Here is a 25,083-nt window from a genome sequence, read left to right on the forward strand (position 1 = left end):
GGGCGGTTCAAGAGGGAGGTGCGGGTTGGGTCCCACTTGGGTTCTATGTGTACGTAGGGCAACAGCGCGATCGCTTTCTCCAGTGACACGGACTTCGCCAGCATCGGGCGGATGGGCGGCATCACAGGGAGGTCCATGGGCCGATAGTCTCACCGCGTGGTTCAGGATCCCCTGGAGGAACTCGGTCGCCACTTCGCCAAGCGTGCCGATGGGCCGTTCGGCGACCTCGAACTCAAATCTGGCCGCACGTTGCAGCCGTTCAGCATCACGGGTCAGCGGGCGGCCTCGAACCTGCTGACCAAGGCGATCCGGGACCTCGACAACGGCGAACCGGAGCGAGCGCGGTCGTACGTCGACCGCGCGGTGCGTCTGCCTTACGACAGGCATGAGGAGTCGCATCCGGTCGCGATGGAGGCGCACATGATGCTCTTCTGTCTCGTCACCGATGAGTTGCAGGCCGCCGACGAGGACGATTCTGGATGGCTCGACGCGGCGATCGCCGCCCAGGCGTCCGCATCCGAGGCGGCGCGCTGCACGATGCGCGACGTCCTGATGGCCGTCGACCACGACTACAACATCGGCCAAGCCGAGCGAGCGGCGCTGCGGGCGGCGACGGCTGACGTGCCTTGATCGTCCCGAGCTGCGGGACCTTGATCTCGCTCCGGGCGAGATGGGCGATTGCGTTATGGCGGTGCTCGAGTTGTGCCGGGCCTACCGCCCTGCTGCTTCCGCTACCCGCCCCTGATCTGCCGGCGTCAGCGTCGACCTGCAAATAGCCACGGCCCTCGTCTGGGTTATCGGCCCGCGGAGTCCCCACAGCCTTTGAAGTTCCGTACAATCGTCGTACACTTGGTCTTGAGGTGATGACCATGGCGTTGACCGCAACCCGAACCAAGTCGAGGACCAAGTCCGAGCGGCTCGAGGCCCGCGCTACCGAGGACGAGGCCGCGGTGATCGCGCGCGCCGCAGAGCTTCTGAATGCGACGGTCTCCTCGTTCGTGGTTGGGGCTGCGGTGGAAAAGGCGGAAACGATCGTGGCACGCGCCGAGCGGACGCTGATGCCGGCGGCGCAGTTCGACGCAATGATCGCGGCGCTCGACGACGCCACAGTCGTTCCCGAGATCACCGAACTGGCAGCGCGGCCGCGGCGACTCGCTCGGCGGTGACCGCCGACGAGCCGGAGTTCGTCACCAGCCTGCTGGGTCCGGGCCACGACCTGTCGGCGTTCGACAGCGGGGAGCCCGAGACGGACGACTGGCTACGGGTCAACGGGGTGCGGACCCAGCGGCAGGGGAGTGCGCGTACCCGAGTGCTGACGCGCCCTGACGACCCGGTGGTGCTGGGCTTCTATGCCGTCGCCCCGCACGACACGCATCGGGAGGACCTGCCGGGCTCGGCGGCCGGTGGCCTCACCGTCGTTCCGGGCTACCTGATCGCGCAGCTCGCTGTCGACCGGAGTCTGCAGGGCCAGGGCCTCGGCGCTGAATTGCTGCTCGACGCCCTCGAGACCGTCGTCCACGCGGCAGATGCTGCCGGTGGGCGGCTCGTCGTCGTTGCCGCGGTCCATGAGTGCGCGGTGGGCTTCTACGAGCGGTTCGGATTCTTCCGGATCGGTCAGTCGCTGCGGCTCTACCTGAAGGTGTCGCGCATCGACAGCTCGCTGGCGGCTGCTGGTCGTTGAGCTCGCGAGCCGCTCAGCGAAGACCGAAGACCACCTGACGGCGCAGGTCCCACTTCGGCTCGAAGCTCAGGCCGTCGTACTTCGCCGGGTCGGGGATTCCCTTGACGCTCTTGGCCAGCATCGGGCGGATGGGGCGGCATCACCGGGAGGTCCATGGGCCGATACTCTCACCGCGTGGATCAGGATCCCCTGGAGAAGCTCGACCGCTACTTCGCAAGGCGTGCCGACGGGCCGCTCGGCGATCTCGAGCTGGCTTCCGGACGCACGCTGCAGCCGTTCAGCATCGCGGGTCAGCTGGCCGCCGCGAACCTGCTGACCAAGGCGATCCGGGCTCTCGACAACGACGAACCAGAGCGAGCGCGTGCGTACGTCGACCGCGCGGTGCGTCTGCCGTACGACCGCCACGAGGATGCGCACCCGGGCGCGATGGAGGCGCACATGATGCTCTTCTGTCTGGTCACCGATGAGTTGGAGGCCGCCGCCGAGGACGATCCTCGATGGCTCGACGCGGCGATCGCAGCCCAGCCGTCCGCCTCCGAGGCGGGGCGCTGCACGATGCGCGACGTGTTGGTGGCGATCGACCACGACTACGACATCAGCCGGACCGAACGAGCGGCGCTGCGGTCGGCGACGGCCGACGTGCCTGATCGTCCCGAGCTGCGGGACCTTGATCTCGCTCCGGACGAGATGGGCGATTGCGTCATGTCGGTGCTCGACGTGTGCCGGGTCTACCGCGCTGCTGCTGCCGCTACCCGACTCTGATCTGTGGGCATCACTGTCGACCCCCACGTCGCCAGCGCTTGGACCTGCCCACAGCGGACAATCGGCGTACGCCCCACGTGAGGTGAACCAAGTCGGAGCGGCGCAGTTCGACGCGATGATCGCTGCGCTCGATGACGCCACGGTCGTTCCCGAGATCACCGAACTGGCATCGCCACCGCGCCGACTTGCGCGGCGGTGAACGCCGGCGAGCCGGACTTCGTCACTGGCCGGTCGGGTCCGGACCACGACGCGTCGGCAGCGGGGAGTCCCGAGACCGACGACTGGCTACAAGCCCACGGGCAGCGACCCAGCGCCAGGGGAGTGCGCGTACCCGAGTGCTGACGCGCCCCCACGATCCGGTGGTGCTGGGCTCCTGTCGTCGCCCCGCACGGCACCCATGATCACCGCAGCAGTTGCGGACGTCGAGGCTGCGCCTTCTAGCCTTGTCCAATGCCACGCCCTCACACAGCGCTTCCGGCCGGGCCCCTGGACGGCGACACGCCACGATCGCGAACGGTTCGGCGCCGTCGGTCTCGCGCCAGCACGGCAAGGCGCCTGCCACTGCGCACCCTTCGGGTCTCTGCCGTCCTGGCCTACACCAACCCTTCGATCTGGCGGCGGCTCGAACTGGCTTCCGATCTGCGGCTGGATGAGTTGCATCGCGTTCTTCAGGCGGCCTTCGAGTGGGAGGGAGGCCACCTGCACCAGTTCAGCGTCGAGAGTCGCACCTGGGGTGACGGCGGTGCGCCCGACGCATTCAGCGCGAGCCCTGCCTCAGAGCCTGAGAGCAAGACCTGCCTCAGCCAAGTGCTTGCGGCCGTGGGGGACCAGCTCGTCTACGTCTATGACTTCGGCGACAGCTGGGAGCACGTCGTCCTGCTTGAGGAGATTGCCGAACCCAAGCCGGGCGCAGCGCGTGCCCGCCTGGTCGGCGGCGAACGCGCGGCGCCCCTGGAGGACTGCGGCGGGGTCCTCGGCTATGAGGATCTCGTGACCGCACTCTCTGACCCCAAGAGATCCGAGCACGCCCATCTCGTGGACTGGTACGCGGAGGTGTACGGGGGAAGCCCCGCCGACTTCGACCCCGCCCAGGTCGACATCGAGGCACTGGACCGGGCCGTCCAGCTGAGCGCCGGCTGACTAGCAAGAGCAGCCAGTTCGCGGAGTGACTGTGCGGATCGCCAACGCCGCCTGATGGTGCTGGGCCGTGGGTTGGTGACCGCGGGTGTGGCCCCGGAGCGGCGCAGGCCAGCTCGCACCGGATCCCGGCGGTATGACCCGCACAGCGCAGATCCGGATGCTCGACCACTGGGGTGTCGGCGCACTGACGGATCGGATCACACTTGCGTGCTCACGCCGCTCTCGGTCCGGGTTCAGTGGGAAGGGCTTGTTGACCTGCTGGACGGGACACCGGATCAGCACAACGGTGGCGGTCATGACTCGCTCCAGTTCGTGTGACCGATCCTCCTTCAACGGTCCCCAGCTGACCCGGACGCTGAAGGAGCGCACTATCCGGTGACGACCAGCGTCCGGCCGCCTCAGCGCAGGCCCAGTCGGACCTTGCCGTCGAGGAGCTCGCGCGCGATCTCGAGGTGGCCCGAGTGGGCTGCTGTCTCCTCGACGAGATGAAGCACGATCTCGCGCAACGTGGCCGCCTGCTCGGCGTCGGGCCCGCCGTGGTGACCTCTGGGCGGGGCATCGAGTGAGGTCTGCGCGATCAGCTCGTCGGTCAGCTGGCTCTGGTCGCGGTAGTAGGCCAGCACCTTCTCCGAGGGCCAGTCGATGACGAACGGCGACAACGGGTCGTAGGGCTCGTCACCGGAGTCGTCGTCGAAGGGGTGGCCCGGGTCGTCGTCCAGCATGACGGAGCGCCAGTGCCGCTCCGCCCCACCGAGGTGAGCGACCAGACCGGCGGGTGTCCACCCCGTCGGCACCACGGAGGTGTGCCAGTGCTCCTCGGACAGTCCGTCGACGATCGAGCGCACGGATGCCCGCTGGTAGTCCAGGGCTGCCAGGAGCGCAGGGCGGTCGGGCTCCTCCAACGTCACGTCCCTACCTCCTCCGCCAGCGGTCGGTACAGGGGCTCGAGGTCGTCCCACCGAGCGTTGCTGTCGCCGTCGGGCTCGCGACCCGCGAGATGTGCGCCCAGATCCTCAATGTGGATCTGGATGCCCGCGCCGTAGCCGGCCAGAAGACCCAGCGGCATTCCACGCTCCTCGATGACCACCACCGTCTGGTCGCCGTCCTCGTGCAGGGTGGCCTCGATGGTCTGCGCGTCCTGTCTCTCGACTCCGTGCCGCAGCAGGAAGCGCCGCGGGGGCTCGCACTCCTCGACCCGGCCGGTGCCCTCTGCCCCACTGGCGGTGAAGTGGAAGGTGTAGGTGCCTCCGACCTCGAGGTCACCGGCCACCTCGCCCAGCCAGCGGGCCAGTCGGGGCGGCTGGGTGAGAGCCGACCAGACGTCGTCGATGTCGGCGTCGAACCGGTCCTCCATGCGGACCGCACCTCTTCCGTCAACGGCACTCAGGCTCCCCAGGGTGCGCCGTTCGCTCATGTCGCTCACGCGGTGTCCCTTCTTCGTTCTCGCTTGCCACGGGCGAGCTCGGTATGGAGCGCGTCCAGACGGTGCTCCCACAGCCCGCGGTATCTGCTGAGCCAGACGTCCACCTCGGCCAGCGCCGCAGGACGCAGGCTGTAGACCCGACGCTGGGCATCCTGGCGGACCTCCACCAGCTGTGCCTCGCGGAGGACGCGTAGGTGTCTGGAGACCCCCGGGCGGGCGATGGGCAGGGCCGATGCCAGGTCACCGGCGGTCCTCGGGCCCAGGGCCAAGGTCTCCACGATGGTGCGCCGGCTCTCGTCGGCCAGGGCGCGAAGCACGGCCTCCACGACGTCAACGTAACCGAGACGGTACGTAACTGTCTAGGTACATAGTGCTGGGTGAGGCCAGCGACGAGGGAGCTACAGCTGGGCGACGCCCTTGAGCCGAGACGGGCGAAGCAGCGTGGCCCAGGTCGTCGCGACGAGGTACCAGAGGATCCCGCCGGCGGCGTACTGGGTGATGAGCCCGGTGAAGGCACGGCCCCCACCATCCCAGCCGATGAAGGTCGCCCCCGCTGCAACCGAGCCGACGCCGCTGACGACCATGAACCATTGCCCCCTGACCTGGCGGCTTCGTCGGAGTGCGACACCGAGCTGGATCGCTCCGGTCGCGACAGCCCAGCTGCCCACGGCTGCCACCAGTGAGTGCCAGGTGTGTCCTGTCGTCAGTAGCCAGACGGTCGTCGCGACCCCCGCGGTGATCTCGGCCCAGTGGGCGGACCGACTGGGTGTGGAGGTGTCGATCCTCAGGTCGACGCAGCATGCGGCGATGTCGATCGCCGGGTATGCCGCCACCAACAGCTGGAGCCAGAGCGTCGGGGTTGTCGTGGTGGCCGGTGGGCGCGCCACCAGCAGCGCTGCGATCCACACCAGCGTTGCCGCCGACCGGATGGCGTAGAGAGTGGGCAGGACGACGGCGAGCCGCTGCATCCGGATCGGGTCGAGGGTCGTGGTCACGTCGCCAGTCCCCGCTGGTCGGCTGGTTGACCCGAGGGCGAGGCGGTCTTGGGTGACGGCCGGTCACCCTCGTCGACCGGAAGGTGGGGCAGCACCCGGTCGAGCCCGGACGGAAGCCACCAGTTCCAGCGGCCGAGGAGGTGCATGGCTGCCGGCACCAGGACCGTGCGTAGCACGAGTGCGTCGAGCAGGATCGCGGCCGCGAGACCCAGGCCGAACTCCCCGATGGGGCGTCGGCCCTCGAGCGCGAAGGCCGAGAAGACGCAGACCATGATGGCGGCCGCGGCGGTGATGACCCGACCGGTCGCCTGCTGTCCGCGTCTGACCGCCAGCGCGGTGTCGCCGGTGCGAGTCCACTCCTCGTGCATCCGGCTGACGAGGAAGACCTGGTAGTCCATGGACAGCCCGAACAGGATGGCGAGCAGCATGACGGGCAGGAAGGACTCGATGGGCCCTGCCCTCCCCAGTCCCAGTGCCTCAGATCCCCAGCCCCATTGGAAGATCGCCACCACAACGCCGAACGAGGCGGCGGCGGCGAGGATGTTCATGACGGCCGCGACCAGCGGGACCATCAGGCTGCGGAACGCCAGCAGCATCAGGAGACCTCCGACCAGGACGATCACGCTCACGAAGAGCGGCAGCTTGGCGCCCAGGACGTCGGCGAAGTCCTGGAACACCGCGGTCTGGCCGCCGACATAGGCGCGCAGCGTCGAGTGCGCCTCGGCACCCGGGATGACACTGGTCCGCAGGGTCTGGAGCAGGGACTGGGTCTGTGCCGACTGCGGCGAGCTGGTGGGGATCACGTCGAGGACCCGGACCGGGTTCTCAGGTGTGCTCGGCGCCAGGTGTGCCGAGGCGACGCCGGGACTCTGGCTGATCGCTTCGACGAGAGCGCGAAACGCGACACGTGCCGCGGCGTCCTGAGGCTTCGCGACGACGAGCAGCGGTCCGTTGGATCCTGGACCGAAGCCGCTGGCCAGCAGGTCATAGGCCTTGCGCGTCGTCGACGCACTCGGGTCGTTGCCCTGGTCGGAGGCGCCGAGCCGCAACGAGAAGGCCGGGACGACCAGGATCGCCATCAGCGCGACAGCCGACCCACCGAGCAGGGCCGGGCGTCGTTGCACGAGCTCGGCCCAACGAGACCACGCGTTCGGGCGCTCGGGATCGTGATCGTCCGCGGTGAGGCGTCGCCGCTCGCGACGGCTGAGCACGCGCATGCCGAGGATCTTGAACATGGCGGGCAGCAGCGTGACCGCCGCCAGCACGCCGAACGCGACGGTCAGTGCGGCGGCGACACCGACTCCGGTGAGGAAGTCGACCCTGAGCACGAGGAGGGCGAGCATGGCGACGACGACCGTGCTGCCGGCCAGGACGACGGCGCGTCCTGAGGTCGCCACCGCCCGCACGGCTGAGGTCTCCACGGTGCTTCCGCCGAGGAGATCCTGTCGATGTCGAGTGACGACGAAGAGCGCGTAGTCCACCGCAACGCCGGTTCCGATCAGCGCGGCGATGCTGGGGGTGATCGCGTTGACCGAGAGCCGGTGCGACAGCAGGCCCACGGCCTCGATGCCCGAGGCGACCGAGAGGATGGCAGCGGTCAACGGGATGAGGGCGGCCGGAGCGGACCCGAAGGCGAGCAACAGGATGACGGCTGCGGCGAGCAGACCGATGGCGATGCTCCCGGAGACGGGGCTTCCCTTCAGGCTCTGGAAGGCGCCGCCGCCGTACTCCACCTCCAGCGCCGGGCTGCGGGCCGACGAGACGGAGCTCACCAAGGGGTCGATGTCAGCCCTGGCGAGGGACGTGTCCGCCTTGTCGAACCTCACCTGCGCGTAGCCCGTGCGCCCGTCCGAGCTGATCTGGGCTCCATGTCCCGACGCGAGAGGGCTGGCGATCGACGCCACTCCCGGCTGGTGCTCGGCCCTGACGAGAGCGGCCGTGATGGCCGCCGAGAGGTCAGGGTCGGTCAGCCGCGCGCCAGGGACGAGGGCGTGGAACACGATGGTGTCGTCTCCCGAGCCGGGCCGCTCCCCGGCCGACGCGAGGAGGCCTTGGGCCTGGCTGGAGCCGGTGCCGGGAAGCGAGAAGCCCTCGGTGTAGTCCTTGCCGGCCACCCGTCCCATCGCCACGAGCGCGACAACCAGCGCTATCCAGGCGAGGACGACGAGACCGGCGTGTCGGAAGCACCAGCGCGCGAGACCACCCACAGCTACTCCTAAGTCAGACAACTGACTAAGTTGTAGCAGAGAGCAGTCGGCCCGTCTAGAATCAGTTGCGTGACTGAATCTCCGTCGTCGCCGACGCCGGCAAACCGCAAGGGGGCGCAGAAGCGAGCCCGGCTCGTGGCTGCGGCCAGGCGCACGGTGCACGAGCACGGTGTCGAGCAGAGCAGCCTTGCCGAGATCGCCGAGGCAGCCGACGTCCCGCTGGGGAACGTGTACTACTACTTCAAGACCAAGGACGACCTTCTGCGAGCAGTGGTCGAGAACTACGACGGCGACTACGACCGGCTTCGCGCCGTCCTGGGCAGACATGAGGACCCGCGCGAGCGGTTGAAGGCGCTGATCGCGACGTGGCTGATGGCCAAGGAGCGGATCGCGATGTACGGCTGCCCGATCGGCTCACTGTGCTCAGAGCTCAGTAAGCGTGACCGGGACGCGACCTCCGAGGCCGCCGGGATCGTCCTGGGCAAGCTGGTCACCGTGGCCGAGGAGCAGTTCGCGGCGCTGGGCTCCGTCGATCCGCACGGCAACGCAGTCACGCTCGTTGCCGCCTACGAGGGTGCCGCCCTCCTCAGCCATGCGCTGCATGACCCGCAGATCCTCGTCGACCACGCAGCGCGGTTGACCCGATGGGTGGACAGCCTGGACGACCCGGCGCTCGACCCACGTGGTTGAGGGCCCGCCCCGTTCCCCAACAACACTGAGCTGTGCAGCTCGTGGGAGCTCATGGCCGGATACCGTGTGCCAGCGTTCACCGACAGTCGACCTTGTGGGTCCTGACGGGGAACCGACGTGCCCGTCGTCGCGGTGACCTCCCGCTGGCCCAGGACGGAGAGCACGGTGGCCGGGTCGGTCGGTGACAACGCCGTCCCGAGCAGGAGCGACTCACGCCAGCCGAACCCGAAGAGGCTGCCTCGGACAGCAGCACCACGATGACGTCGCGCATGAGGGCTCCTGGGGTGGGTCGGTCGACGCCGACCAGACTTCACGGCACACCTGGTGACAGCCTGGTGATGGTCCTCATCGTCCCCCGACAGCGATCGCCCGGCCCCAGACACCTGGAGACCGCACGCGCCCGTATGTTGAGTTGGTGAGGTTCAACACGCGGCGCGACGCATTGGCCGGTCTCAGTGGCGAGGATCTCGCGCGCGCCCTCGATGGTCGGAGCGGGGCTTTGTCAGACGGTGGAGCCCGTGCTCCTGCACTCTGAGGCGGGATGGTCACGCGCACGGTCGGTCACTGTTCTCGCGGCGAGCTGGCTGCTGCTGATCAGTCTCCCGTTCGCGGCTGCCTTGGTGGCGATTCGGTTCGCACCTCCTTCCCACGTGGAAATCGCGGGGCAGTCGGTCAGCGTGAAACCGATCCTGGGTCAGGACGTCTCCGAGGTGCAGGGTGGCGCACTGGTCCGTCCGGATCACGGGCACGTGCCGTTCCTGGGAAAGGACGTCGGCATCGACATCAGTGCCGACTGGAATCGGTTGATCCCGAGCGACAAGCAGACGCGGCGCTATCTCATCGCCTTGTGGGACGACCCGTCGCCCGAGATCCGCCGGATCCAGGGAGCAGCCCGGCGCTATCTCGTCATCTGGGGCCTCGTCGGCTTCCTCGTCGGTCTGCTGGCCTCGTCGATGGTCGTGGCCCTGGTGATCCAGCGGCGTCGACGACTGGCCGGTTACTCGGCCTCACGAGCGCGACTGGTGGAGTCCCACAACAAGAGACTCCGTCTGGTCGTGGTTGCTGTGGGAGTCAGCATTGCGATCGCCCTGGACTCCGTGGGACTGGCCACGGGTCTCCGACATGACCACCATGTCGTCACCAGCAACCCGGCGTTCCACGGCACGACCCTGGAAGGCACCGAGGTCAATGGACTGATGTCGGAGGTGCTGCCGTTCCTCGCCATCCTCCGGCCCCGGGACACCTTCTACGACACCGTGGCCGCGCACCTCAGCACGGCTCTCTCGACCCGAGCCGATCTGAGATCCAACGGACAGCGGACGGTGTTCGTGCTGGCCGAGGACCTGGAGGACGTCAACGGCATGGCACGCCAGGTTGGCCTCGCGGCGGACCTCACCGGTGCCGACTTCATCGCCTTCAGCGGAGACCTCACCTTCGCCGGTCTGCCGATCGAGAGCTATCTCATCGACACCGTCGACTACTACTCCGACAACAAGCCGGTCTACTTCGCCCCGGGTCTGCACGACACCGAGGCCATCGTGGCCGCCGCCGCCGAACGCGGGTGGCACGTCGCTGACGGTGAGACCCAGGAGGTGAGCGGCATCTCGCTGCTGACCGAGGCCGATCCTCGCATCTCGCAGGTCGGCACCTTCGGCGTCGGCGACGAGCTCCGCAACCCCGACGTCGATGTCAACCAGTTCGTCCAGGACACCATCACCGAGTCATGCGCCACCCACCCGGACCTGGTCCTCCTTCACGACCACGAACTGGGCGCCCGAATCGCCGCCTCGGGCTGCGTCGGGACTGCGGTGCTCGACGGTCGCTCCTTCAGCTACGTGGGTCCCACCCAGGCCGGGGCAGGGGCATCCGCTGAGTACACCAGCGGCAGCGCTGGTGGCCATGTGACGACGCGCCCGGATCCCGGTCGGATCCAGCACCCCGCCACGTTCTCGATCATCACCACGACTCCCAGCACGGGCAGAACCTTCTACTCCCTGGTCACCGTCCGTCCCGACGCGACGGTCGAGGTCTCGCCCAGCATCGACCTGCGTGTCCCCTACCAGGAGTACCTCTCCAGCGGACGAACCGAGCCGGCCGACTGAGAGATCGAACCGCTCGTTTGCTTAGTGCAAGCGTTGTCATGTACAACTGATTCAGGGTCACCACCGGATCTTTGGGACCGAGAGCCGCACGCCGTGCTCGGGTTCCAAGGGGTGGCCCGCGCGAGCCGGGGGGATGCTCCGCGGTTGTGAGGCTGTGGAGCTTCCCGCCCGGCGAAGATCCGGCGGGAGCCGGCCCAGAACGATCTTGAGGGGTTTGAGATGCACCAGGATCCGCCGGTCGAGCTCACGGCGACGAAGTCCTCCAAGAGCCCTTCTGGACGGCCGTCGCCGTCCACGACGGCCCCGGTCAGCGACGACGCCGAGGCCTTCGTCACCGCGCTGCTCACGGCGTCCCGCGTACTGGTCGGGGTGTCGGCGCGGTCTCTCTCCGAAGTGGAGACAGCCGTCACGGTCACTCAGTTCCGGACCCTGGTCGTGCTCGAGAGCCGGGGTGAGGTCAACCTCAGTGGGCTCGCTGACCTTCTGGGCGTCAACGCATCGACTGCCCTTCGGATGATCGACCGACTGCTCGTGGCCGACCTGGTCACGCGGCGTGACAACCCGAGCAACCGACGCGAGGTGCTCCTCGGTGTCAGCCCCGCGGGACGAAGGCTCGTGCGCCGGGTGACCCGCCGGAGACGCTCTGAGCTGACTCGGGTGGTCTCGGCGATGCCCGCCGACCGCCGGACCGAGCTCGTCGCGGCGTTGCGTGCCTTTGCCGAGGCCGCCGGCGAACCGGAGCCGTCGCCCGACGAGGTCAGCAGCATGGCGTGGTACGTCGACGCTGGCCCTGAGACCTCGAGCTCCAGGCGCGCGCCTGGAGCAGGACCCCGTGCATGAGTCGGGTCGACCGCTGGGTCGCCCGGTTGCTCCGGACCCGCTGGGTGGTCCGTGCGCCGGTCGCGCTCTACCGGATGCGGCTCGGCTGGGTGCTCGGGCCCCGACTGCTGATGCTCGAGCACCGAGGTCGGACCACGGGGCTCCGGCGCTTCGTGGTCCTCGAGGTCGTGGACCAGCCGTTCCGGCACGGGTGGATCGTGATCTCGGGCTTTGCTGATCGATCGCAATGGCTGCGCAACCTCCGCAACGATCCGCACTGCCGGGTGTGGTCGATGAGCCGACGCCCCGTGCCGGCGATGGCTCACGAGCTGCCCGCCTCGCAGCGGGAGAAGACGCTACGGCTCTACGCGGCCCGCCATCCGCTCGCCTGGAGGCGACTCAGGCCGGTGCTGGAGGCGACTCTCGGCAGAAACATCGACGCGAACGGCACGGGGCTTCCCATGGTGATGCTCGATGGAACTCGCCGATGACATTCAGCTGATCCGACTCAGAACGGCTCCACTCCGATGTGTCTCACCTCGTAGCCAGCCGCACGAGCGCGGGCACCGGCAGCGGGTCAGCGGCTGCGCTCGCCCGGTGGCGTACGCCGTGTTCTGCACGAGCTGCGCGCAGGTGATGCCGGACTGCTCGCCCTCGCCGTCGCGGTCGGCGTTGGCGCCGCATGGTTCGTGGTCGTGTTCTGCCGGTTGATCAAGATCCTCACGCTCGCGTTCTCCGGTCACCCGGACTACGCCGCTGCTCCGGGGCGTCTCACCCTGGGTTGTCAGGACTGGGTAGGTGGTTCGTGATCGCTGCGCCCGTCGTCGCCGGTCTCGTGTACGCGCCGCTCGTCCACCCCCTCGACCGGGAGGCGCGCGGGCACGGCGCCCCGAGGTGATGTACGCCGTCGACCCGGCGGGGTGGTCGCATCCCGGCCACAGGTGGCAGCCGTGAAGGCACTCGCGTCTGCGATCTGCATCGGTGGCGGCGGCTCGGCGGGCCGAGAGTGGCCAGTCGTCCAAATCGGGTCGGCCATGGGATCGACCGCCGGACGAGTGATGGGTGTTGCCGAACCCCGCATGCGGATTCTTGTTACCTTCGGCGCCGCTGGCGGGATTGCCACTCCCTCAATGCACCACCGGCCGAAGTCTTCTTCGCCATGGAACTGATCCTGACCGACTTCGCCACGCAGTCCTTCGGCATGGTCGTGATCGCCAGTGTCACGGCCAGTGCAATCGGTCACGCCATGTTGGGCAACCACCCGCTCCTCACCCTGCCGGCATCCTCTGTTCAGGAGCCGGTCGAGTACGTGTACTACGCGATCCCGGGACTGCTCGCGGGAGCTGTGCGCGTCGGTTTCACGCGCGTCCTGTACCCGGTCGAAGACGGCTGCGACGCCACATGGCGAGGTCCCGAAGGGCTACGCCCCGCCGTGGGTGGGCTGTTTCTCGGCGTCGTCCTACTCGTGCTGCCCAGATGTACGGCGTCGGATACCCCGTCTTGGGCAAGGCGGTCGGTGGGGGGGTACGTGCTCGGATTCCTCGTCGTTCTTCTCCTCGGCAAGATTCTGGCCACGCCCCTGACCATCGGCATCGGAGGATCCGGGGGTGTCTTCGCGCCGAGTCTGTTCGTCGGTGCCATGCCGGGCGCAGCGTTCGCAGACGTGGCCCGGGCCACGCTCACCGATGCCGGACCGGTGGGCACCTATGCCCGGATCGTCACGCGGCCGTCTTCGCCGGCGCGGCACGCGCTCCCCGCCGTGGTCATCCTCTTCGAGCTCACCGCCGAGTAGTCGATCATCCTGCCGATGATGACCGCCATCGTGCTGGCCACCGGCCTCGCTCATCGATTGAGTCCGGACACGATCTACACGTTGAAGCTCCGTCGTCGCGGAGTCGACCTGGGCGTGCGCGAGGCCATCGCTGACCGCTGCAGGATCGACGTCGGTTCGGTGATGGTCGACGTACCGCGTCGTCTCACGACCGAGCAGGACCTCGCCACGGCGGCACGGTTGCTGGAGGACGCCGAGGACGGGGTCATGCCGGTCGTCAGCACCGAGGACGGCACCTACGTCTAGGTGATGACGCCCTTCCACGGCTTGATGCCGTACGCCTTCCACGCCCGGGTCACGGTCTTGTGTCTGACCTTCAGCTCGCCGGCCAGTAGCCTGCTCGGTGAATTGTTAGCGGCCAACTGACCTCGCAGGGGAGCGTCATACATAGTGCGTCGCAGGCAACCCCAGCGCACCAGAATCCCACCTCTCGCACGCCCTTCGGTGCCACTGACGCAAACGTCGATCCAGCGCGATGCGGGCACGTGGCGAGCTACCGGAACGCGGCACCGAATGTCACTACGAGGGCTTCAATGCGCTCGCGGTCGCACGGAAGACTTGCGCACGATGGTCAGAGGGCGGATTCCAGTGGTCGTCGCAACACCTCGTGGCGCTCGAGAGTTAGGCGCCGTTGACGAAGGGGCCGCCCGGATCGAGACGGGCTGCCAAGCTCCGTGGCCGTTGCGCCCCATCGTGGATGAGGGAACCCAGGAGGGCCGCGGCGCACGGTTACCCACGCGTCGATCGCTCGCTCGCTCGATCTCCACCGGTAGGTCAGGTCGCGCGGTGCCGGCCAAGTGCGCCTTGTGGATGCCCAGTTCGCCGACTCGCGGCTCAGCTGTGTTCCCTCAGATCGCTCGACGGTCAGACGGGGGGAAGTCCCTGGCCAGCCCGCGCATCTCTGCGCGAGGGGACGACCGCCAACGAGAGGCCGGTCGTCGCGAATTTTCTCGGTAGGTCTTGACTCGAGCAAATTACACATGCTTAATATGTTCGACATAGTGGTTCGTGTCACACCGGGATGCTCGAACCGAACCTGGCAGTCTCGACTCGATTCGACCAACGGAGGTCGGTTCCATGCAGCACGGATCTCTCCCACGACACACCCGCAGGCTGGCACTCGTGGCGGCCATCGCCGTCATGGCCATGATCACGACAGCATGCGGCAGTTCTAACTCTGGCGGGGCGACGCCGTCGACCAACTCATCGGCCCCTACGGGAGACAGCTCGCTGGCGTCGGTACAGGCTGATCTGGCGGGCTACACGCAGGCGGTGTCGAAGTATGCGGCCATCCAGCCCATCGCGGGCGGCGTCTCATCCCTCAAGGGGAAGACCGTCTGGTACGTCCCGATCGGTTCGGCGATCCCTACGCTTGCAGCGATCGGTACTGCGATGCGAACCGCGTTCAGCAAGGCGGGGATCACCTTGCACGTGTGCGACGGCAAGCTGCTACCCACCGACATCTCGACCTGCCTGTCGGAGGCAGCGACGCAGGGAGCCGATGGCGTGGTGACCGCGTTCATCGACTACACCCTCGTCCCGAACGCGTTCAACAATCTCGTCGCTCACCACATCCCGGTGCTGGTCGCGGGGGAACAGCCGGACGGCGGCAAGACATCGGGCGACACGCTTGGTTTCTACAGCACTCGCACGACCGACAACCTGACCCAGAAGCTGACGATGGAATCGATCATCAGCGACAGCAAGGGTGAGGCGAAGATCCTCTACTTCGGCGTGACCGACTCCCCGGAGACTGAGGAGGAGGCCGCCTACGCGAAGTCGTTCGTCCAGCAGAACTGCTCGGGCTGCACCTTCACCGAGAGCGACTACAACACTGCGGCCATCAGCAAGCTTCCCTCTCAGGTCAGCGCAGCGCTCATCTCTCACCCCGACACGACCTACGTTGCCTGCGAGACCGACCTTTGCGCCCCGAACGCGGTCGAGGGCATCAAGACCGCCGGCTACACGAACAAGGTCAAGCTCACGTCCGCCAACGGCAACCTCGACTCGCTTCAGCGCATCAAGGCGGGTGACGTGCAGTTCAGCGACGCGGGCGTCAGCTCCACCTACTTCGGCTGGCAGTTCGCGGATGGCATCCTGCGCATGCTCAGCGGTGCGCCACCGGTCTCGACCACGACCGTCGTCCGACTCTTCGACAGCTCCAACGTCGGAGGACTGACCTTGACTCCTGCCGCCTACCAAACCAACGACTGGTACGGCTCCACCGCCTACGAGCAGACCTTCCTGAGCGCCTGGGGCGTGTCCTGACGGGTCCCATCCGCCAAACCAGGCCCGTACCCGAGCCGGCAACCCCACACACCTCAGGCGAGGACTGATTCGTGAAACTGGCATCCATCATCGTCGCGGGCACACCCTCGGTCGGCATCAGCGACGAGGACGGCTCGATCGTCGACATCCGCGAGGTCGACCCGAGTCTGCCCACCGACATGCGGGGCCTGATCGAGCTCGGCCCCTCAGCATGGACAGGTATGGACCTGCAGCGGACGGGACTTCCGAGGCACCCGGAGAATGAGATCCAGTTTCTTCCGGTGCTTCCGCGCCCGCACGCGGTCTGGTGTGCGGCCCTTAACTATCCCGATCACATCACCGAAGGAGCGTGGGACCCGCCCGGCCGGCCGCCCTTCTTCCTTCGGGTTGCCGGCAGCCTCGTCGGTCATCGGCAGCCTATGATCCAGCCATCCGTGTCCAACAGATTCGACTACGAAGGCGAGCTGGCCGTCGTGATCGGTCGCCGCGCCAGGCATGTCCCTCTCGATGCCGCATGGGAGGTGGTAGCGGGCTACTCCGCCTTCAACGACGGATCGGTTCGAGACTGGCAACGTCATACGAGTCAGATCACGGCCGGTAAGAACTTCACCGCAACCGGCGGGTTCGGACCGTGGCTCACCACGCGCGACGAGGTCCCGGACATCACCGAACGTCAGCTGACGACCAAGCTCAACGGCAGAGTCATGCAGCGGACGGCGATCAGCGACATGATTTTCGACATCCCATATCTGATCAACTACCTCTCGACGATCTGCGAGCTTGAGCCCGGAGACGTGATCGTCACGGGCACGCCCGGAGGAGTTGGAGCACGCCAAAGCCCACAAGTCTTCATGGGCCACGGTGATGAGATAGAGGTTGAGGTGGACGGCGTGGGAGCCCTCTGCAATCCCATCGTCAAGGAGGAGTCCTGACATGGCAGAATCTGAGATCACCGGCGAGCCCGATGTGCTGGAGCGGCAGCCAGAAGCATTCGTCGCAGGCGCTCGACTGCATGACGTGGGTGGTGTGCTCTTGCCGAGACCCTTCAAGATCCGCCGTGTCGGCCACTTCGGCTACAACTGCCTCGACATCGATCGCATGCTCGACTTCTACGTGGACGGCCTCGGCCTGATCATCTCCGATCAGTCCGGGCGCATGCCCGGCCGACTGCCACCCGACGAGCAGGCGACGCTCTCCGACAATGACAGGCTGCTGCACTTCACCCGCTTCGGCAGTGATCACCACCAACTCGTCTTCATCAGTCAGAAGGTGTGGGACTGGGTCGGGCAGAACAACGGCTCGGCCGGGGCCTCGATCAACCAGGTCACGTGGCAGGTCGGCAGCCTTGCCGAGGTCGTCAACGGATCCGAGTGGATCTGGGGGCAGGGTGAACGGCTCCTGCGATCGGGCCGCGACATGCCCGGCTCCAACTGGCACACGTATCTATTCGACCCGGAGGGCCACATCAACGAGCTGTTCTACGGGATGGAGCAGATCGGATGGGACGGTTTGAGCAAACCCAGCGAGATGTGGTCCGGGGTCCTCGACGAACGCCCCTCGCTCCCGCAGATCTCCGAGACCGGCGAGGTGCAACGCGCGGCTGGCGCGGGTCTCGATCTCGCCTCCGGACACCGCGTCGACCCTCGCCCCGACCAGCACTACGAGGTCGACGGCATCTCCATGAGCCGGCCGTTCAAGATCGTGGGGATCGGGCCTATCAGCCTGTTCGTCGACGACCTGCCCCGAGCTGAGGCGTTCTACACGCGGGTCCTCGGCTTCACGGTTCGCGAGCGGCTGAGCTCGAGCGGGTACGACGGGCTGGTCTTGCACTCGGGTGCCGAGTACTTCACTCTCGCGCTCTACGAGTCCGGGCTTCGCGGCATTCTCGGTCTGCCCGACCGAGCCGACTCGATGGCGCTGGGCTTTCGGGTCGCGAACTACCGGCATCTTCGCTCGGCCGTCGAGTTCATGTGCGCTCGCGGAGCTCAGGAGGTCCGTGTGCCTGCCGAGCTCGTTCCCGGCTTCGACTACGTCACCCATCTGAAGGACCCGGACGGCAACCTCGTACAGCTGTATTACTACCAGCGGCAATGCGGTCCGGCCGATCCCCCGACTCCCGCTGTGTCAAGCTCGGCGGCTGAGTGGCCCGAGGTGATCGAGGCCCCGCCCGACGTCTTTGGCGGCCAGCAGTTCCTGGGGCCTTGGGAGTGATCACCACGCAGGTTCGCCGAAAGGCGACGGACGAGCTCGTTGTCGCTGAGGAGATCCGGGAGCTGTTGATGCGTCGGGGCCGGGCGGCTGACGGCAAGAGCCCGGAAAGGATAGTCGCCCAGCACGAGCCCGGTTCGCGCGACTCTCACGGCATCTTCGAGGGCACGATCGAGGAGTTCGCCGAGTTCCTCCGGACGCACAACTACCAGGACGATCGGTATGGCGTCCAGCGTCACACGATCGGGAACCTGCTGATTTCTGGGCGGACGCCCGATCTCGTCGCAGTCGAGTCGTACCACCTCGCCTATCACCGCTTGGTGATCGACGGAGTGGCACACGACGTCCAGGTGGGCGGCCGGTACCTCGACGTCTGTAAGCGGTCGAGGGCCGGCTGGCGGATTCTGAGTCGTGCCGTGGTCTACGACTGGTCACGATCCAGCCCAGCCACCAGAGCCGATCTGCCGGACACGACACCACGCCATATGCCCCTGGGAGGGACCGTGAACGCGCTTCGCCCGCACCTTCAGCCGACGGGTCGCTCGACGGTCCGCGGGCTTCTCGCGAAGCAGGAGATCACCGAGTTACTCTACCTCCGGGCGCGTGCCGGGGATCGCCGGGATGTCGAGCTCGCACTGTCCTGCTACCACCCAGGAGCGACCGAGAATCACGAAGGATTCGAGGGGCATGCCGCGGATTTCATCAGCAACGTCTCCATGATCTCGCCGGCTTCCACGGCACCGGTGAGCGGTATGTGGCACCTCATTTCCAACGTCGTGATCAACCTGCACGACGACCGAGCCGACGTCGAGAGCTATCACCTCGCCGTGGTGTCACGAAGGGACGACGGCCACGAGACACAGAGCCACATCGGTGGCCGCTACCTCGACACCTTCTCCTATCGGAACGGGCGCTGGGCGATCGATCACCGCGAGGTCGTCTTCGACTGGAGTCGCGTCGACACCGACACCGTCGCCTACTGGGATCTCATGCGACTGGATGAGTCCATGCTGCTGCGCGGGGAGTTCGGAGCGACCGACCCGCTCTACTCGGTGCTCGGAATCGAGCGAGGCTAACGGGTGCTGGACCTCCTCATCGTCGGTTGCGGACCCGTGGGTGCGGTCGCCGCCAACCTGGCGGGTGTGGCCAACCTGTCCACGCTCGTGATCGAACGCGAGACCGGGCCGTTCCCTCTGCCCCGGGCCATCCACTTCGACGCACACATCATGCGCATCTTGCAGCAGGCCCAGATCGCCAGGTCACTAGAACCCCACACGCGCGTCTGGGAGCGCAGCACGTTTTACGGCGCCGACTCTACGCCGATCCGGGTCCACGACTGGCCGACCGACAAGCCGTACGGCTGGGCACCGCACTACCTCTTTTACCAACCCGAGCTCGAGGAGCTGCTGCGCGAGGGCATGAGTACCCATTCCAGCGTCGCTCTGCGTACCGGCGTCGAGGTCACCGCGTGGATGCAGGACCTCGACGGCGTCACGATCACGACGCGGGACGTGGCAACAGGTGCCACGGAGGAAGTTCGGGCCCGGTACGTGATAGGCGCTGACGGCGCCTCGAGCACTATCCGCGCGGGGATGGGTGCAGACCTGGTGGGCAGTGACTTTGACGAGCCGTGGCTGGTCATCGACCTCCTGTGCGGGCGCGAACTTGGGCGACCAAACGAGTCGGAGATGTTCTGTGACCCGGCCCGGCCCGCCACTCGCGTCCCTGGCCCTGGGAACCACCATCGATGGGAGTTCATGCTTCTGCCGGGTGAGCGGGCAGAAGAGCTACAGAGCGAGCAGGTCATCGGAGAATTGCTCAAACCTTGGGTGGAGCTGGACGAGGTCGAGATCCTCCGAGCCTCCGTCTACCGGTTCCATTCGCTTCTCGCCACCCGCTGGCGGGACGGTCGCGTCTTTCTGGTGGGCGATGCGGCTCACCAAACCCCGCCATTCCTCGGTCAGGGCTTGTGCCACGGCATCCGCGACGTGCACAACCTGCTCAGCAGGATCGCCGCGGCGGTGCGCGGTGGGCCGGGTGAGACGCTGCTGGCGAGCTATGAGGCGGAGCGGCGCCCGCATGTGGAGCAGATCATCGAGATGGCTGTTGCGGCGGGCCGGGAGATCTGTCTGCTCGATCCAGCTGCCGCCGCGGAGCGGGATCGCCGGACTCGCGCGGCTGCCCATGAAGGGACGCTACCCCCCACGACGTTCCAGGGCATGCCGCCCCTTCGAGAAGGCCTGTTCACAGCCACCACGGGAGCCGGAGAGCTTTTTCCTCAGCCGCGCGTGCGTACGGGCTCAGGTCAGTCCGAGCTCTTCGACGATGTCGTCGGGCCGGTCGTCACAGCGGTAGCTCGCCCTGGCCTAGCTGAGCGGCTGGGCGTGACGGGGGTCGCGGTCGTGAACACCGCCAGCTGCTCCGAGGTCGAACGCTGGTTCGACCTGCACGGCTGCGAGGCGGCCGTGGTCCGACCGGACCGCTATGTGTACGGCACCGCCGACGGCCCCCAGGAGACGTCGCTGATGATCCGTGAGCTGGTGGCTCTTTATCCGGTGGTCGATCCGCGCTGAGGTCTTAGGCGAACTGCGCGGCTGGTGTGGCGTGTCCGTGCTTGGCGTGGGCGATCGCCGCGGTGCGTGCCGCTACCGTGTCACCCTGAGTTATCGCGTCGGCGACGTCCTGGTGGATCTTGGTCCGTTGGGCGCGAAGCCTGCTCGCGTTTTGCCCAGGCAACAGTTCGAGCTTCGGGTCGCGGGCCTGTACGACCTCAAGGAGGCTGCGGTAGATCGTGCGTAGGATCGGGTTGCGGCACAGGTCGGCCACGTCCGCGTGGAACTCGAGATTCCGCCGGTAGAACTCGGCGGTCTCGGTGGCTTCGCGCAACGCCTGCATCGCCCGGTTCATGCTGGCAAGGTCGCCCGGACGGTGAGCTGCCTCGGCGGCACTGACGATCACCGCTGACTCCAAGACGTCACGGACCTCAAGAGCGTAGGCCACCTCTACCTCGGAGCCAGAGACCTGCATCATGCTGCGTGCCAGGCGCAGCCCCACGCCTGGCTCAGCAACGAAGACACCACCGCCTGGGCCGGTGCGGGTGACCACTCGGCCGCGCGCCTCCAGCAGTTTGATCGTCTCGCTCACGGTGGAGGGGGCGACGTCGAGGAGTTCCCCGAGTTCGGTGCGCGTGCCCAACCGGGTACCTGGCTGCAGCCCGGCGTCAGCAATGCGCTGTTCGACTGCCTGAGCGGCAGACTCCGCGCGGGACTCGCGTCGGGGCAGGTCGTAGGAGAGCTGAACGTCGCCCAGAGTGGTTTCCATCAACCGGAAGCCTATCAGGCATGTTCAATATTCGAATCGTTCCCAATTCCCGGACTGCCTCGCGCGGCGCAGTTCATGGCCTTACGCATAGCAGGTCAAGGGGCGGCCGCCGTTGAATGCCACCATTTCGCCCAGGGCAGCCAGGACGTCGACGTCACCCTTGGACGGCCCGAGATCGCAGTAGGCCCGATGGAGGTTCCCGACGATCCGCTCACTGTCTAGCCAGTCGGCGTACTCGCCCAGATCTAGGTCTCGCGCGGCCTCCAACGGTGTCAGACCAGCGGCCAGGCCTGCCTTCGCGGTCGAGAGGACGAACTCCAGATATTCGATGGTGGTCGGAATGAGCGAGGCATCGCAGGGGGCCCCGTGCCCCGGCACTATCGTCCTGGCGGGTACTCGCGCCAGGACATCGCGGAGCACCTCGATCGCCCCGCGGACCGACCCCATCAGAAGGAAAGGGGTCCCGCCGTTGAAGAGCAGATCTCCGCAGAAGAGGACCCTCTGCTCGGGGAGCCAGACGAGGCAGTCATTGGTCGTGTGAGCGGGCTTGCCGACGTAGCTCACCTCGACCGGTTGGTCGGCAGACCAGAGCGTCACGTGGTCCGTGAACGTGATCGTCGGGGGCGCCAGCTCCAGACCGCCCCAGTCGACGGGGTCCCAGATTCCGACGTTGGACGGCAGTCCGAACGCCAGCATCTCGTCGCGGCAGCTCTCGTGTCCGACGATGGTCGCGGCGTTCATGAGTGAGTTGCCGAACGTGTGGTCGCCGTGGTGGTGAGTGTTGACGAGGGCGGACACAGGCGCCGGACTCACCGTCGCGATCGACTCCCGGTACGCACGAGTCCGCCGTTCGGTGGCACAGGCGTCAACGGAGACGATCGAGGAGTCGCCGACGACGAACCCGGTGTTGTTGATCCACCAGGAGCCGTCGCGCTGGATGTAGGCGAACGTGCGGTCAGCCACCTCCATCAGTTGAGGTGGACCCAGATCCGGATGGTCTTGGTTCCTAGAGCTCACTTCGCACTCGCCCCTCTGATCATGCGCCACCACTCACAGCTGTCGGACCGTCGGTCTCTGCCTCATGAAGCTCGACCGCGTAGGTCAAAAGCTCAGTGGTCTTGTTGATGTGCTCGCCCGCTAGCCGTGAACACAGGTCGGCATCACGGTCCAGCGCCGCCTGCATGAGGGCCTGGTGCTCCCCGGCGACGTCGCGTCGGAGCCGGCTGGCGTTGAAGGTGCTGGACCAGCGGCGATACAGCTCTGCGGTCTCTCGCAGGCTTGCCGCCATCTCGACCAGCCGCGGGCTCGTGCAGGCGCTCAGCAGTGCCGCGTGGAACTGGGCGTGTGCGCGCGCCCAATCTTCGGTCACGGTCTGGCTCTGCTCATCGGCCCACTGGGGCGTGCGGCTGAGCCGGTGATGACTGGCGATGACTCGTGTCTCGTACTCGACGTCAGCGTGGTCGATGGCGTCCTTGACTGCGGCGCCCTCGATCAGCACCCGGACACGATTGAGGTCCTGGGCTCCCTCGAGGTCGAGGGTCACGACCGAGAAGCCCAGCTGGGGCTCCGCGACGACAAGACCCTGCTCCGCCAGCCTGGTGAGCGCTTCACGGACGACCGAGAGGCTCACGTTCGCTGCCGTGGCGATCGCTTTCGGGCTCAGCTTCGAGCCCGGTGCGTAGGCGCCACTGAGGATGCCGGCGCGGACGTCAGCGAAGACGGCTCTGGACAAGCTTCGAGCGCCTAGCTGCTCCGACACTGAACCTCCTCGGCTCGAACCTGCGGAGACGAATGTAGCAGAGAAAACGATCTGAGCCGTCTTCACCAGTCGTGGAGTAGAAAGTCGATTTGCCTGTCGGAAATCCTTGACATCGCTGTTCAAGGTTTCCACACTCAAGGCATGCCTTCGACGCTGCAGATGCCCCAGGGCGGCGCCGTTCCCCCACACGGAGGGCGTTGACGATGTTCACGGCCACGGCCACGGCCACGCCACGGCTCGAGGTGAGGTCCCTGAGCAAGACCTTCGGGACCGTCCAGGTTCTGACCGATGCGGAGCTCACCGTGACGGCCGGAGAGATCCACGGACTCGCCGGGCAGAACGGCTCGGGCAAGTCGACGCTGGTCAAGATCCTTACCGGCCTCTACACCCCTGACCCCGGAGCCGACTACCGGGTCGACGGTGCACCAATGCGTCTGCCGGTGCGCTGGCCCGACGTCCACGCCGCAGGCGTGTCGGTGGTGCACCAGGACCTTGGGCTGCTCGACCAGCTGACGGTTGCCGAGAACATCTGCGTCGGAGGCTTCCCGACTGTGGGACTGTCCAGGCGCATTGATCGCAGGAAACGTGACGATCTGGCCGCACGTACGCTTCAACGCCTCGGCGTCGAGGTCGACCCGTCTGTCCTGGTTGGCTCGTTGAGCGCACCTGAGCGCGCCGAGGTCGCCATCGCCCGTGCACTGCGTGATCACGCGGTGGGTACTGGTTTGATCATCCTCGACGAGTCCACGCGCGCGCTCAGTGGAGACGACCTAGCGCGGGTGCACGGCATGCTGCGGCGGATCACGGCTGAGGGCAGCGCGGCGATCATGATCAGCCACAATCTGACCGAACTCATGTCCGTTACAGACCGGATGACGATCTTGCGAGACGGGCATCTGGCGGGTGCGGGACTACCTACCCACGACCTCAGCGAGGCCGATATCGCCCGCCGGATACTCGGCGGACAACTCCAAGAGACACTCGCGCGTCCCACTGCCAACGGCCCGCCTCGAACGCCCACGATCTTCGTATCAGGACTGACGGGGCGCACTTGTCACGGCGTCGACTTCACGGTGGCCCGGGGCGAGATCCTGGGTGTCACCGGGCTCCCTGGCAACGGCTACGAGGAGATCCCCTACCTCTTGACTGGAGCCCAGAAAGCGGCCTCGGGCTCCATCCGAACAGGCACCCACACCGTCGACCTCGCCCGCGGTGGCGTGGCCGCCTGCCTGCGCGCCGGAGTCGTGCTTGTCCCGGAGCGGCGCGAACGCGACGGCCTGGCCTTTGATCTCAGCATGCGCGACAACATCAGTCTCCCAGCACTGCGCCGGCGAGGGCAGCCGTGGTTCGTGAGCCGGGCATGGCAGATCTCAGAGACCGAGTCCGCCATCGACACCCTCGACATCAAGCCTCGCTCACCGCTCACCCTGATCAAGGAACTCAGCGGAGGGAACCAGCAGAAGGTCCTGCTTGCGAAGTGGCTCACGATGGGACCGCAGGTCCTCGTGCTGCACGAACCGACACAGGCGGTCGATGTCGGCGCTCGCCGCGACATCCTGGAGGCGTTGCGTCGCGCCGCTGGCAGCCAGGTCGCGGTGATTCTCGTTAGCAGCGAACCCGAGGACTTGGCCGTGGCGTGCGATCGCGTCCTCGTCTACAGCCCCGCAGCCGGCCTCACCGAGGCGACGGCGACAACTCCCGACGCCCTCATCAGCCAGATCTACGCCACGGACCAAACGGAGTCCGCAGGGAGCCCATCATGACGCTGTCCGACCAAAGCAATCGTCACAACAATCCCAACCCCATCTGGGAGAACGTCGTGGACGGAATTGAGCAGCCCCCGTCCGAGGTCGGCGACACCACTGGCGACGTCCCAG

General features: G+C 67.0%; 25 protein-coding genes and 1 pseudogene. 18 read left to right on the forward strand and 8 right to left on the reverse strand.

Features of this window, described 5'->3' with window-relative positions; all coding sequences use genetic code 11:
- Positions 1-156: 156 nt before the first annotated feature.
- From VHW64_RS08970 to VHW64_RS08990, 5 genes are all read left to right on the forward strand, one after another.
- On the forward strand, positions 157-630 hold the full coding sequence (locus tag VHW64_RS08970; RefSeq protein ID WP_329650194.1) for a hypothetical protein: 474 nt from the start codon (positions 157-159) through the stop codon (positions 628-630).
- Between the two features lie 239 nt (positions 631-869).
- Positions 870-1,166, forward strand: coding sequence for a DUF1778 domain-containing protein (locus VHW64_RS08975; protein WP_329650195.1), 297 nt, complete (start codon positions 870-872; stop codon positions 1,164-1,166).
- Positions 1,163-1,681: a GNAT family N-acetyltransferase gene (locus VHW64_RS08980; RefSeq protein WP_329650196.1), complete on the forward strand. Its 519-nt coding sequence runs from the start codon at positions 1,163-1,165 to the stop codon at positions 1,679-1,681. Before VHW64_RS08975 ends, VHW64_RS08980 begins: the two co-directional genes overlap by 4 nt.
- Positions 1,682-1,855: 174 nt before the next feature.
- Positions 1,856-2,443, forward strand: a complete 588-nt coding sequence (locus tag VHW64_RS08985) for a hypothetical protein (RefSeq protein WP_329650197.1) — start codon at positions 1,856-1,858, stop codon at positions 2,441-2,443.
- A gap of 450 nt (positions 2,444-2,893) precedes the next feature.
- A complete protein-coding gene (locus VHW64_RS08990; protein WP_329650198.1) occupies positions 2,894-3,583 on the forward strand; it encodes a plasmid pRiA4b ORF-3 family protein in 690 nt (229 codons plus the stop codon).
- Positions 3,584-3,981: 398 nt separating this feature from the next.
- Here VHW64_RS08990 and VHW64_RS08995 read toward each other — a convergent pair whose 3' ends face one another.
- The 5 genes from VHW64_RS08995 to VHW64_RS09015 all read right to left on the reverse strand — a co-directional run bounded on the left by VHW64_RS08995 (position 3,982) and on the right by VHW64_RS09015 (position 8,208).
- On the reverse strand, positions 3,982-4,491 hold the full coding sequence (locus VHW64_RS08995) for a DUF664 domain-containing protein (RefSeq protein ID WP_329650199.1): 510 nt from the start codon (positions 4,489-4,491) through the stop codon (positions 3,982-3,984).
- The gene (locus VHW64_RS09000) at positions 4,488-4,937 is read right to left on the reverse strand and encodes an SRPBCC domain-containing protein (RefSeq protein ID WP_329650200.1); all 450 of its coding nucleotides are present in this window, start codon (positions 4,935-4,937) and stop codon (positions 4,488-4,490) included. The genes VHW64_RS08995 and VHW64_RS09000 overlap by 4 nt, the downstream gene beginning before the upstream one ends.
- Positions 4,938-5,002: 65 nt before the next feature.
- Positions 5,003-5,332, reverse strand: coding sequence for a metalloregulator ArsR/SmtB family transcription factor (locus VHW64_RS09005; RefSeq protein WP_329650201.1), 330 nt, complete (start codon positions 5,330-5,332; stop codon positions 5,003-5,005).
- Between the two features lie 72 nt (positions 5,333-5,404).
- A complete protein-coding gene (locus tag VHW64_RS09010; RefSeq protein ID WP_329650202.1) occupies positions 5,405-6,001 on the reverse strand; it encodes a hypothetical protein in 597 nt (198 codons plus the stop codon).
- Positions 5,998-8,208, reverse strand: a complete 2,211-nt coding sequence (locus VHW64_RS09015) for an MMPL family transporter (protein WP_329650203.1) — start codon at positions 8,206-8,208, stop codon at positions 5,998-6,000. The genes VHW64_RS09010 and VHW64_RS09015 overlap by 4 nt, the downstream gene beginning before the upstream one ends.
- A 69-nt stretch (positions 8,209-8,277) precedes the next feature.
- Between VHW64_RS09015 and VHW64_RS09020 the strand changes: the two genes are divergently transcribed.
- The 12 genes and pseudogenes from VHW64_RS09020 (at position 8,278) to VHW64_RS09075 (ending at position 20,699) form a co-directional block, all read left to right on the forward strand.
- Positions 8,278-8,898, forward strand: a complete 621-nt coding sequence (locus VHW64_RS09020) for a TetR/AcrR family transcriptional regulator (RefSeq protein WP_329650204.1) — start codon at positions 8,278-8,280, stop codon at positions 8,896-8,898.
- Positions 8,899-9,575: 677 nt separating this feature from the next.
- Positions 9,576-11,000, forward strand: a complete 1,425-nt coding sequence (locus VHW64_RS09025; protein ID WP_329650205.1) for a hypothetical protein — start codon at positions 9,576-9,578, stop codon at positions 10,998-11,000.
- A gap of 219 nt (positions 11,001-11,219) precedes the next feature.
- A complete protein-coding gene (locus VHW64_RS09030; protein WP_329650206.1) occupies positions 11,220-11,840 on the forward strand; it encodes a MarR family winged helix-turn-helix transcriptional regulator in 621 nt (206 codons plus the stop codon).
- Entirely contained in the window at positions 11,837-12,310 is a 474-nt protein-coding gene (locus VHW64_RS09035) for a nitroreductase family deazaflavin-dependent oxidoreductase (RefSeq protein ID WP_329650207.1), read from the forward strand. Before VHW64_RS09030 ends, VHW64_RS09035 begins: the two co-directional genes overlap by 4 nt.
- Before the next feature lie 450 nt (positions 12,311-12,760).
- Positions 12,761-12,928: pseudogene (locus VHW64_RS09040) on the forward strand (chloride channel protein); the annotation flags it as partial.
- Complete coding sequence (locus VHW64_RS09045; RefSeq protein ID WP_414690473.1) at positions 12,859-13,611, forward strand: chloride channel protein; 753 nt, start codon at positions 12,859-12,861, stop codon at positions 13,609-13,611. The pseudogene VHW64_RS09040 and the gene VHW64_RS09045, both read left to right, overlap by 70 nt.
- Positions 13,612-13,629: 18 nt before the next feature.
- Entirely contained in the window at positions 13,630-13,896 is a 267-nt protein-coding gene (locus tag VHW64_RS09050) for a hypothetical protein (protein WP_329650210.1), read from the forward strand.
- An 876-nt stretch (positions 13,897-14,772) separates the two neighbouring features.
- Positions 14,773-15,918, forward strand: a complete 1,146-nt coding sequence (locus VHW64_RS09055; RefSeq protein WP_329650211.1) for a sugar ABC transporter substrate-binding protein — start codon at positions 14,773-14,775, stop codon at positions 15,916-15,918.
- 71 nt (positions 15,919-15,989) lie between these two features.
- On the forward strand, positions 15,990-16,850 hold the full coding sequence (locus VHW64_RS09060; RefSeq protein ID WP_329650212.1) for a fumarylacetoacetate hydrolase family protein: 861 nt from the start codon (positions 15,990-15,992) through the stop codon (positions 16,848-16,850).
- Positions 16,795-18,129, forward strand: a complete 1,335-nt coding sequence (locus VHW64_RS09065; RefSeq protein ID WP_329650213.1) for a VOC family protein — start codon at positions 16,795-16,797, stop codon at positions 18,127-18,129. The genes VHW64_RS09060 and VHW64_RS09065 overlap by 56 nt, the downstream gene beginning before the upstream one ends.
- Positions 18,126-19,202: a nuclear transport factor 2 family protein gene (locus VHW64_RS09070; protein WP_329650214.1), complete on the forward strand. Its 1,077-nt coding sequence runs from the start codon at positions 18,126-18,128 to the stop codon at positions 19,200-19,202. Before VHW64_RS09065 ends, VHW64_RS09070 begins: the two co-directional genes overlap by 4 nt.
- 3 nt (positions 19,203-19,205) lie before the next feature.
- Complete coding sequence (locus VHW64_RS09075) at positions 19,206-20,699, forward strand: bifunctional 3-(3-hydroxy-phenyl)propionate/3-hydroxycinnamic acid hydroxylase (protein ID WP_329650215.1); 1,494 nt, start codon at positions 19,206-19,208, stop codon at positions 20,697-20,699.
- Positions 20,700-20,703: 4 nt separating this feature from the next.
- Here VHW64_RS09075 and VHW64_RS09080 read toward each other — a convergent pair whose 3' ends face one another.
- From VHW64_RS09080 to VHW64_RS09090, 3 genes are all read right to left on the reverse strand, one after another.
- The gene (locus VHW64_RS09080) at positions 20,704-21,447 is read right to left on the reverse strand and encodes a FadR/GntR family transcriptional regulator (RefSeq protein WP_329650216.1); all 744 of its coding nucleotides are present in this window, start codon (positions 21,445-21,447) and stop codon (positions 20,704-20,706) included.
- A gap of 81 nt (positions 21,448-21,528) precedes the next feature.
- On the reverse strand, positions 21,529-22,410 hold the full coding sequence (locus VHW64_RS09085; protein ID WP_329650217.1) for an MBL fold metallo-hydrolase: 882 nt from the start codon (positions 22,408-22,410) through the stop codon (positions 21,529-21,531).
- A 73-nt stretch (positions 22,411-22,483) separates the two neighbouring features.
- A complete protein-coding gene (locus tag VHW64_RS09090; protein WP_329650231.1) occupies positions 22,484-23,338 on the reverse strand; it encodes a GntR family transcriptional regulator in 855 nt (284 codons plus the stop codon).
- Positions 23,339-23,409: 71 nt separating this feature from the next.
- On the opposite strand from VHW64_RS09090, the gene VHW64_RS09095 reads away from it, so the two are divergent.
- Positions 23,410-24,969: a sugar ABC transporter ATP-binding protein gene (locus tag VHW64_RS09095; RefSeq protein WP_329650218.1), complete on the forward strand. Its 1,560-nt coding sequence runs from the start codon at positions 23,410-23,412 to the stop codon at positions 24,967-24,969.
- Positions 24,970-25,083: the final 114 nt, after the last annotated feature.

Origin of the sequence: Nocardioides sp., assembly GCF_036267815.1 — a bacterium.
Taxonomy (GTDB): Bacteria; Actinomycetota; Actinomycetes; order Propionibacteriales; family Nocardioidaceae; genus Nocardioides.